The 9,215-nt window shown below is 68.1% G+C and carries 6 protein-coding genes; 2 read left to right on the top strand and 4 right to left on the bottom strand.

Annotation, left to right across the window (positions count from 1 at the left end):
• Positions 1 to 186 precede the first annotated feature (186 nt).
• From BCD48_RS19115 to BCD48_RS19100, 4 genes are all read right to left on the bottom strand, one after another.
• Entirely contained in the window at positions 187 to 1,269 is a 1,083-nt protein-coding gene (locus BCD48_RS19115) for a family 43 glycosylhydrolase (RefSeq protein WP_116271574.1), read from the bottom strand.
• 86 nt (positions 1,270 to 1,355) lie between these two features.
• Positions 1,356 to 3,095, bottom strand: a complete 1,740-nt coding sequence (locus tag BCD48_RS19110; protein WP_083418883.1) for a GMC oxidoreductase — start codon at positions 3,093 to 3,095, stop codon at positions 1,356 to 1,358.
• Positions 3,092 to 4,117 carry a Gfo/Idh/MocA family protein gene (locus BCD48_RS19105; RefSeq protein ID WP_071049807.1) on the bottom strand — a complete coding sequence of 342 codons (1,026 nt, stop codon included), beginning with the start codon at positions 4,115 to 4,117 and terminating at the stop codon, positions 3,092 to 3,094. Before BCD48_RS19105 ends, BCD48_RS19110 begins: the two co-directional genes overlap by 4 nt.
• Before the next feature lie 31 nt (positions 4,118 to 4,148).
• Positions 4,149 to 6,782, bottom strand: coding sequence for a GH116 family glycosyl-hydrolase (locus BCD48_RS19100; protein WP_071049806.1), 2,634 nt, complete (start codon positions 6,780 to 6,782; stop codon positions 4,149 to 4,151).
• Positions 6,783 to 7,140: 358 nt separating this feature from the next.
• Between BCD48_RS19100 and BCD48_RS19095 the strand changes: the two genes are divergently transcribed.
• Together BCD48_RS19095 and BCD48_RS19085 are read left to right on the top strand one after the other, a co-directional pair.
• Positions 7,141 to 7,764 carry a TetR/AcrR family transcriptional regulator gene (locus tag BCD48_RS19095; protein WP_071049805.1) on the top strand — a complete coding sequence of 208 codons (624 nt, stop codon included), beginning with the start codon at positions 7,141 to 7,143 and terminating at the stop codon, positions 7,762 to 7,764.
• Positions 7,765 to 8,857: 1,093 nt separating this feature from the next.
• The coding region (locus BCD48_RS19085; protein ID WP_198543306.1) for a hypothetical protein at positions 8,858 to 9,215 on the top strand (358 nt) is incomplete at its 3' end.

The following is a 9,215-nucleotide window of genomic DNA, read 5'->3' as shown; positions in this document are numbered from 1 at the left end:
CCCCAACCCGATGCCGATCAATCAGGGAGCCCGTCGACGATCTCCAGCAGCGCTACTGGCGGATTTAGGTCTGATCGTGGCCGGTACGGCATGCTCCATTCGACGCCGTCGGGCCGCTGCTGCTGTTCGGCTGGGCGGCAAAGGTCCACCGCATATCCTCATGTGCCGATGGACGTCGTGGCACCCTCAGGCGAAGTCGTGGGGGCTCCATTCGTCGAGCCACTCGATGGACGGGCGGTCGTCGTCGAGGCGAATCGGTAGCCACACGTAGTCGGCGATCGCTGTGTTCTCGCCGCGCGCCGCCACCATCATCGCTTGATCGCTGCCGGTCGAGGGCGGCGTCTCGCCGCGCGCCATCGCCGCGACAACGTCGTAGACGTTGGGCATGTCCTCCGGCAGTTGCGGGAGCCACCGGTCAGCGAGGGCGATGAAGAGGTCCTTCTTGTGCGGATGCTTGAACACCGAGCTGATCTGCGAACGGTACGAGGTGCGCGAGGCGTCGTGGGGATGTGCGTCGCCGAGGACGGCGAAGGGCCCGTGGTGGCCGCGGCCGAGGGCGACCTCGGAGAAGTTGGGGAAGTAGCCGGTCGTGCCCGAGGTGATGAGGTAGTGGAATCCGCCGCGCTCGAAGTGCGCGGGTGCCTCACGGGTGAAGGGCGGTCCGGGGTGCGGGAAGTGGCTGCTGTAGTTCCCTGTGACGTCGGTGTAGTCGTCGGTGAGCTCGGTACAGATGAGCTCGGTGTGCACTTTCTCGAAGTAGTAGTAGGCCTTGCCCGTCTTCGGGTCGACGGTCAGATCGAAGTCGCCGGCGTCGAAGCCACACGGCCGCAGCCCGGTGCGCACGATTTCGTAGGGCCCCAGCAGATCGTCGGCGACAAGTACGGTGGATGTCTGGGTCTGCTGGCCGTCCCCGCTCATGATCTTCAGCCAGCACACGTACTTCCCTGTGCGCTCGTTGAACAGGATGTGTGGCCTGTCCATCATCTGCGCTGGATGCAACGGTGAGGTGAGATCGTCGGTCACGGGCGGGATGATGAGGCCCCGGTCGGCCCAGGTGACCAGGTCGGACGACGAGTACGCCCGCACGCCCCAGTGCCAGTTGCCGCTGCCCGGTGTCGTCCTCTCCTTGTTCTCGCCGTACCAGTAGAACAGGCCGTCGGCGCCCGTGATGATCGAGCCCCCGTGGGCCTGGATGCGCCGGCCCGCGGTGTCGAGCCAGACCTGGCCGGGCCGGATCATTGGGCACACGTCGGCGTTCGCCGGGGTCATTGAGCTCCTTCATCGTCGGATCAGAAGCCGCTGTGATCGGACCAGGCGTTCGACTGCCGTGCATTCTGGTCGCGCGTTGCTCGTGGTTATCCGCTGGCGGCGATGTGTGCTGCGGTTCGCCAGGCGAGGGCCATGATGGTCAGGACGGGGTTGGCGCCGCCGTTGGTGACGTGGAGGCTCGCGTCGGCGACGTACACGCGGTCTGTTCCCCAGACTTTGCCGAACGAGTCGGTCGCGCCGTGGCGGGGTGAGTCGGACATGCGCGCGGTGCCAGCCTGGTGCTGGCCCGCGGAGAGTGTCCTTTCCTTCATCGGGCCTATCTGCCAGGTTTGGCGGGCGCCGGATACGCGTAGCCATTCCTCGGCTCGGTCGGTGAGGAACGCGACGGTTGGGAGGTCCTCGGGATGGTGGGCGCCCTCGAACCTGGCTACGGGGAGGCCGAGGTGGTCGGTCACGCTCGACGCCAACCGGACGCGTGCGCTGCGAGTCGTCACTTCCTGGACCGGCCCGGAGACGATGGCGGTGTGTCGGTAGCCCTCCGCCATGGCGCGACGTGCGTCCGCTTGGTTGGCGTCGGGTGAGAGGCCCATGAGGCGGGTCATGAGGTAGTGCATGACGGGGAGCCTGACGAAGTCGTCGCCGAGCAGGCCGCCGCCGACGACGCTGTCGTTCCCGTGGGCGAAGCGCCTGGTCGCGATGGACGGGCCTGGTCCGAGTCCGTCGTGGATTGGCTCGTCGAACAGGCCGAGCGCGCCTGCGTAGAGGTGTCCTTGGAGGCAGTCGCCGACCCAGTCGTTGCCGAGGCCGCTGAGCTGGAGCAGTCTCGCGGTCTCGACCGCGCCGCCGGCGAGCACGACCGTTCCGGCGCGGATGATACGTGACGCGCCGCCAGCGGCGATCTCGACGTCGCCGGCGGCGGATACTCGCGTGACCTGCGCGCCGACAGTCAGGTCGGCGCCGAGGTCGACGGCTCGGTGCAGGACGGTGCTGTGGGTGCCGTTGCGGGCGTCGACGGGGCAGGTGAAGCCAACGCACATCCCGCAGCGGATGCATGCGGCCCGGCCAGCGCGGGGCTGGGTGTTCAGGAGCAGCGGAGTCGGTCCCGTCGGCCATCCGAGCCTGTCGGCGCCGGCCTCGAGCACGGCGGCCAGGGCGCTCGACGGGAACGGCGGCATCGGGTAGTCGCGTTTGCGGTGCCCGTCGTCGGGGTGCGGGCGGCCGGCCACGCCGAGTTCCCATTCCACCTGGTCGTAGAACGGTTCGAGGTCGTCGTAGGTGATCGGCCAGTCCGCGAGCGCGGATCCTTCCGGGACGCCGTACAGGGAGGCCATCCGGAAGTCCTCGGGCCGGAACCGCCAGGCCTGGGCGCCGAAGAACCGGGTGCCGCCTCCTACGGTGATCGCGTTGTGGTGGTAGCGGCCGTCATCGGGCTCGACAGCGATCTCGCCGTCGTCGCCGAGGACGGCCCGGGGGTGCCCGGCGGGCGTGTCGAGGTCGCCCCCGAGGAAGAACCGGTGGTTGCGGATGTGGTCGGTCTCGAGGTCGCCCGCGCCGTACCACTGGCCGCGTTCGACGACGAGGACGGATGCTCCAGCGGACGCGAGCACGAATGCGGCGACGCCGCCACCGGCTCCGCTTCCCACGACGATCGCGTCGTAACGCTCACGCAGGTCGGGCAACGCCCGCGTCTGCGGGCGGGCCACGACCGGTGTGTCGACGGCCGGGGGCCCAAGCGGATAGGGGATGTACCCGACCTCTTCCCAGCTGCCCGAGTCGGGGTCGGCGTAGAAGTCGAGCAGCGAACGGTGTGAAGAGGAACGGTTCATCGGGCTCGCCTTCCGTCGGAGGCTCCTGCGTGGGCCGGAACCGACGAGCGCGAACGCGCCGCGCTCGTGAGTACTTGGGCGCGGATGGCATCGAGGGTGGATGCGAGGGCGATGGTCTCGTCCAGCGGCATCACCGGGCTCTCGGTGAGTCCTTCGAGGAGGCACCGGTGCACTTCGGCGATCTCGAACTGCAGCCCGTTGCCCTCGTAGGAGCCGTCGATGTGTTCGGCGCCGCCGGGGCGGGTGGTGACGGTGAGGGCGTTCGGGCAGTGCATGAACGCCGGGAGGTCGATCGATCCGTCGGTGCCCGCGATGCGCGCCGTGCACGTCATGGTTACCCGGATCGCCGCTTTGACCACGCCAAGCGCGCCGCGGGCATGACGGAGCACCGCGGCGACCTGCTCGTCGACTCCGGTCTCGCCGATGACACCGGCCGCGGCGACGTGTTCGGCTGAGCCGAGCACGAGCGAGCAGAGCTGGACTGGGTAGATGCCGAGGTCGAGCAGAGCACCGCCACCAAGATCCGGGTCGAACAGGCGATGTTCCGGGCGTATCGGCCACCGCATCCCGAAGTCTGCTTCCACCAGGAGCGGTTGGCCGATGCGTCCGCTGGCGAGCACGTCGACCAGCGAGCGGTAGGTCGGTAGGAAGCGACTCCAGATCGCCTCCATCAGGAACAGCCCGCGGGCGCGGGCGTGTTCGGCCATCTGCCGGGCCTGCCGGGCGTTGATCGCGAATGGTTTCTCGCACAGGATGTGCTTGCCGGCCTCCAGGAAGGTGACGGTGTCCTGCTCGTGCCGCGACGCCGGGGTCGCCACGTAGACCACGTCGACGTCGGGGTCGGCGGCCAGCGCGGCGTAGTCGTCGTATCTGGTCGGGATCCTGAACCTGTCACCGAAGGCCGTCGCGCGCTCGATCGAGCGCGACGCCACCGCGACGATTTCCCCGTCATCGACCAACCGCATCGCTTCCGCGAACCCGGCCGCGATCTCACCCGGTCCCACCACACCCCAACGAATCATGGTGGTCGTCCTTCTCGGTTTTATGGGAGGGCTATTTCGACTTCCCTGGGATGGTGTCGAGCGCGTCGACGAGTTGCCAGACGGAGCGGGCTCGGGTGTAGGCCGTGTACCGGCAGATCGTGACGTCGTCCACGAACCAGGATTCTGGTGTGCCGAAGGCGTAGCCCTTGGTCGAGCGTCCGCCTTCGTCGAAGATCTGGTTCGCCACGGCTTCGCTCATTTTCAGGGCCTTGGCGACGAGAGCCTCGTCGCCGGTGCCGCGGCCGATGTGAACGGCGGCGGCCGTAGCCATGTAGGTGGTGCCGGGCCATACGTCGCCGATTTCTGGGATGTAGCGGCCGGATGGCTGGATGTAGTCCATAGAGAAGTGCTTCAGGTCCGTGTTCAGCATGACGGGTGGACCGACGGGGTTGCCGGCGGCGTCCTTCGGGGCGAGGAAGGCGTCGAGGGTGTTGTTCCAGTGCGTCCGGGCGTGCTGGAGGTCGATCAGATCCGGCAGGCCGAGCTGGGAAGCGACGCACTGTGCGTAGAACGAGTCCAGGAAGACCACGTCCGGCGGCAGGACCGGCTTCCTGTTGCCGTAGATGTCGCCGGTCCGTCCCGCGATGCCACCGGTGGCGTCGCAGAAGCGGTAGCGCCCGGTCCTGGGGTTCCAGAAGGTCTTCTCGAACTCGGCCTTCGCCGCTGCCAGCTCGGTGTCGATCTCGGTCTGCACCGCGGGTGTGGCCTCGGGGACCCCGAGTTTCCTGGCCTTGGGGGTCAGTGTCGAGAGGATCTGGAGCGACAGCAGGTAGAGCTGGCTGTTGTAGATGCCGTGGCCGTCGACGATGATCTGGTCGTAGGTGTTCGGCGGGTTGTTCGACGGTGGGTCCGCCGGGAGGTGGGAGCCGGCCGGGCGGAAGAACTGTATGTGCCGTAACGCCTTGAGCATCGGCGCGTACCCGTAGGACACCAGGCTCTCGTCACCGGTCTCCTTGTACAGGGCATACGCCCGGTAGATCACCTTGTGCGGGGTGTCGCGGAACGAGTCACCGCCGCTGGGTTCGAACAGGGTGCCGAGGTCGGTGGAGGGCGCCGCGGGCGGCGCGCCGAAGGTGGGGGCGGCGTCGGCAGGCAGACGCTGCATGGCCGATGTCGCGCCGATGAACGGACCCGTCTCGTGGAGCATCTGCTGTGGCACGCGCCCGACCGGGTTCTGTTTGATCATCTGTAGCCAGGCGCGGACGCGGCCGAGCTCCAGATTGGGGAACAGCTTCGTGTAGCAGAGGTAGCCGAAGCTGTCGACGTCCAGCTCGTTGGCCGCCGCGCCGCCGGCCCCTGCGTCGATGGTGTAGAAGAGGTGCGTGCCGGGGATCTCCGCGCCCAGGCGAGGGCCGCCGGGGGCGGGGGTGATGGTGGTACTGACCAGGCCCGCCTCCCAGAAGGAGGCGTTGAAGACCATCTCGAACAGTTCGTTCAGGGCGGCCTTCCGCAGCCACACCGGGTATTTCGTGTTCTCGGCGATCGGCTTCCACCACGACTCGACATCTGAGAGTGAGTCGTCGTGCCGCGCCAGCTCGCGCCTGGCGATGGTGAAGGCCTGCTTGAACGGATAGGAGTTCGGGACGTAGTCGTTGGTGGCCGTGGACCGGGCGCCGAGGAAGGCGGTGTACCGGCGCATCCAGATGGCGCGTGCGGTCGGTTGGGCGCCGTAGTACACCTGCGGGAAGTCCCAGGACAGGGCGTAACGGACGGTTGTCTTCTTCCCCGGATCCAGCCGCACCGTCACGGCGACGGCGCCTGCCGAGTTCGAGCTGTCCAGCGCGCGATTCGGCAGGACACCTGTGGAAGAGAACGGACGATAGATGTCGCTGCCGTCACCTGTCCCCCTCCAGGAGGTGACATATGTCAGCTTCTGGCCGGGAGCCGGGAGGGCGGCAATGGTCCACTCCGACTTGTAGCCGTCGGGGGTGTTCGTTGGGCTGTCCGAGCCCAGCGTCACGCCGCTGACACCTGAGGCGGCGTCTGTGTCGAACCGGCTGTAGAGCCCGGCGCGTGTCGTGCCGGTCGGGTGTGAGGTGGCGTTCGGGAACGTGAACATCACCGAAAGGTTGATCGCCTTGCTGGTCGGGTTGGCCAGCTCCACGTCGAAGAACGCCACCGGCATCGAGGTGCGCTGGTCCTCGCCGGCCACGATCGGTGACCAGAACCGCATGGACACCTGCGACTGGAACACCTTGTAGGTGGTCCACCCGAACGGGTAGAGCGCCGCGTAGGTGCCGTCGCCGGGACTCAGCTGCTTCCACGCCGGAAGCACACCGCCGAAGTTCCGCTGTGGGGCGATGTTGTCGTGCCGGGTGGCGAGCGTCCTGACGGTCGGGCTGTCCGTGGCGCCTTCGGCCTCCTCACGGATGTGGAACGCCGCCTGCGGGAGGGTGCGCATCTCCCAGAAGTTCGACGACTGCGAACCGGCCATGTTCCACGGCCCGAAAGTTCCGAACAGGTTGTAGTGGAACGAGCCGGCGCCGACGCCGCCGAGCGGGATGCCCAGACCGGGCACACTCAGCCCGCCGATGAGGGTCTGCAGGCCCGTAGGCGCACCCGTGGCGCACTCCTGGTCGCCAATCGCGCCGCACGGCCCGCCACCGGCGAGGCCCCAGTCGCGGACATATGCCGCCTCCGGCACGCTCCAGGTCTCCGGCCCACCGCCAGACGTCGACGGCTTACGCGAGCAGCCGGCGAGCCCGCCTGCGCCAACGAGACCGGCGGCGGATAAGACACCTCCGAGGAGGAACGTCCTCCTCGGAAGAGCCATGTCACCACGTGCAGCGATCAGTTCAGCACCATCTGACAACTTCATGCGGCCATCGCTCCATGTCAACTACTTTAAGTGACTTACCTGATCGCATCGCATTGCCGGTGCGCGAGCCACCGTCGAGGCCACGCCTCGTCCAGCGCGCAGCCCGCAGCACGTCTTACTGACAGGGCTGTAGGTTTATCGGGAGGTTCCTGATCGTGTCAACCCCACCTGGAGCGCCAGACTGATGCCACCGAAGAAGGGAACGCCGAACCGCCGCGGGGTCGCCCGACGCGAGCAGATCCTCGACGCCGCCGTCGAGCTGTTCGCCCGGCAGGGCTATCGCGGGACCGGACTGCTCGAGCTGGCCGAGCGCATCGGCATCAGCCACCCCGGGATCCTCCACCACTTCGCCACCAAGCAAGACCTGCTCCGTGCCGTCCTGGACCGACGCGACCAGTTCGTGGACCGGGTGACACGCGACTTCGCGGGTGAAGGCACCTTCGGCCTCCAGAACTCGCAGGACCCGGCCGAGCCGGAGATCGTCACCCGGCTGATGACCGTCCTGCGCGCGGAGAACCTCGATCCCGAAGACCCCCTACACGACTACTTCGACGAACGCGACCGCCAGACCCGCGACCTCATCGCCGACGAAATCCGACGCGGCCAGCAACGAGGCGAGATCCGCAGCGACGTCGACCCCGACACCAAGGCCGCCGAGATCCTCGCCCTCACCATCGGACTTGACACCCAATGGCTCCTCAACCCCACCCAGATCGACCGAGCCAAGATCTACCACTCCTACCTACGCACCCTCCGCGACGACCTCACCCGCCCCGACGCGCCCCGACGGCCGACCGATGACCCGTAGCGGAGCCGCTGCGATACCGCGGCGCGGTCGGAAGTACCCGGAAGCGGTACGTCGCCGACCGCGGAGGCCGACGCAGGCGGCCGGACGGTGGAGGCGAACCACCAGCTGCGGCTCACGAGCAGCGGCTCACCGGCGACTGGCCGGAGCAATCCGCGCGCCTGCGTTCACGCCTGTTTCTTGGGCTTGCGGGTCTTGGGTGAGGTCATTCTCCGATGATCTTCCGCGTGACGTTTACCGGAAGGATCTGTAAGAACGATCCTCGCGGCCTGCCCGCCACCACGGCACGTCGCCCACGTGCGGCGGAAGAATACGAACGGAAGACGATCATGAGCCGTGTGCGACCCGCTGCCCGGAGACCGGCAGTCATTCTTCGCCCGCCCCATGGAGCTGCTCGGATTGGCGCTGGGCACCGCAAGCATAGGAGTACACGGTGAACAGCCGGGCCGGTGGTTGCGGAAGGTACTCCGCGACGGGCTGCACCGTGCCGCGCAGGAAATTTGGTCGGTTGCGTTGACGACGTACGCCAGCACGACCCTCGGCCGCCCGGCCACGGCAGGGCGGATCGCTGGGCTGGCCGAAGCCACCGCCGTGGACCTCGCCTGTACCGTGCCAGAACTCGATCCGGGGCCGTGACCTGCGACTTCACCGCCAAGCGCGGCGGTACATGATCCAGCTTCATGGTTGTTCGGCTGGTGTATGTGACCATGGTGCGAGTGTTCGGCTGACTCCTCTTGCTGACGCGCAGCGACGCGGCGAACACGGCGGAACTGGTGGCGCTGCAATATGAGGTCGGACCCGCGCCCCGTTCGAGGCCCGCCTGGCCGGAGTCCCCGAGCCGCTGGCCGCCGGGTTCGGCGCCTACCTGCACCGCAAGAACGCCACCTGCGTCCCGGCGACCGTCTCGGGCCTGGCGACCCGGCTGGCCCACTTCGGCCGGTTCCTCGCCGAGGCCGACCCGAAGCTGGCGAGCCTGGCCGACCTCGACCGCCGCCGGCACATCGAGCCCTACCCGGACGCGCTGACAGCCGCGGCCAACACCCGCACGGGCAGCCAGCTGTCCCCGGCCGAACGCGCCCGCCGCGTGCTGGCCGTGATGAACTTCCTGACCGACATCGCCGAGTGGGGCTGGGAGCAGACACCGCCCCGCCGCCTGCTGTTCCGTTCCGACCTACCCCGCCTGCCCCGGCCCCTGCCCCGTTACCTGCCACTCGACACCGACCGGCGCCTTACCGACGAGCTCGCCAGCTCACCAAACCGGCTCGCCGCCGGCGCGCTGCTGCTCCAGCGTGCCTGCGGCCTGCGCATCGGCGAACTGCTCGACCTCGAGCTCGACTGCGTCCACGAGGTCCCCGCCCGGGGAAGCTGGCTGAAGGTCCCGCTCGGCAAGCTCGACACCGAGCGGATGGTCCCCCTCGACGACGACACCCTCGACCTGCTCGACCGCATCGCCG

The organism is Pseudofrankia coriaricola (genome assembly GCF_001854805.1).
GTDB lineage: Bacteria > Actinomycetota > Actinomycetes > Frankiales > Frankiaceae > Pseudofrankia.
Note: the sequence above shows the minus strand (reverse complement) of the source record. Positions and strands in the feature narration are given on the sequence as shown.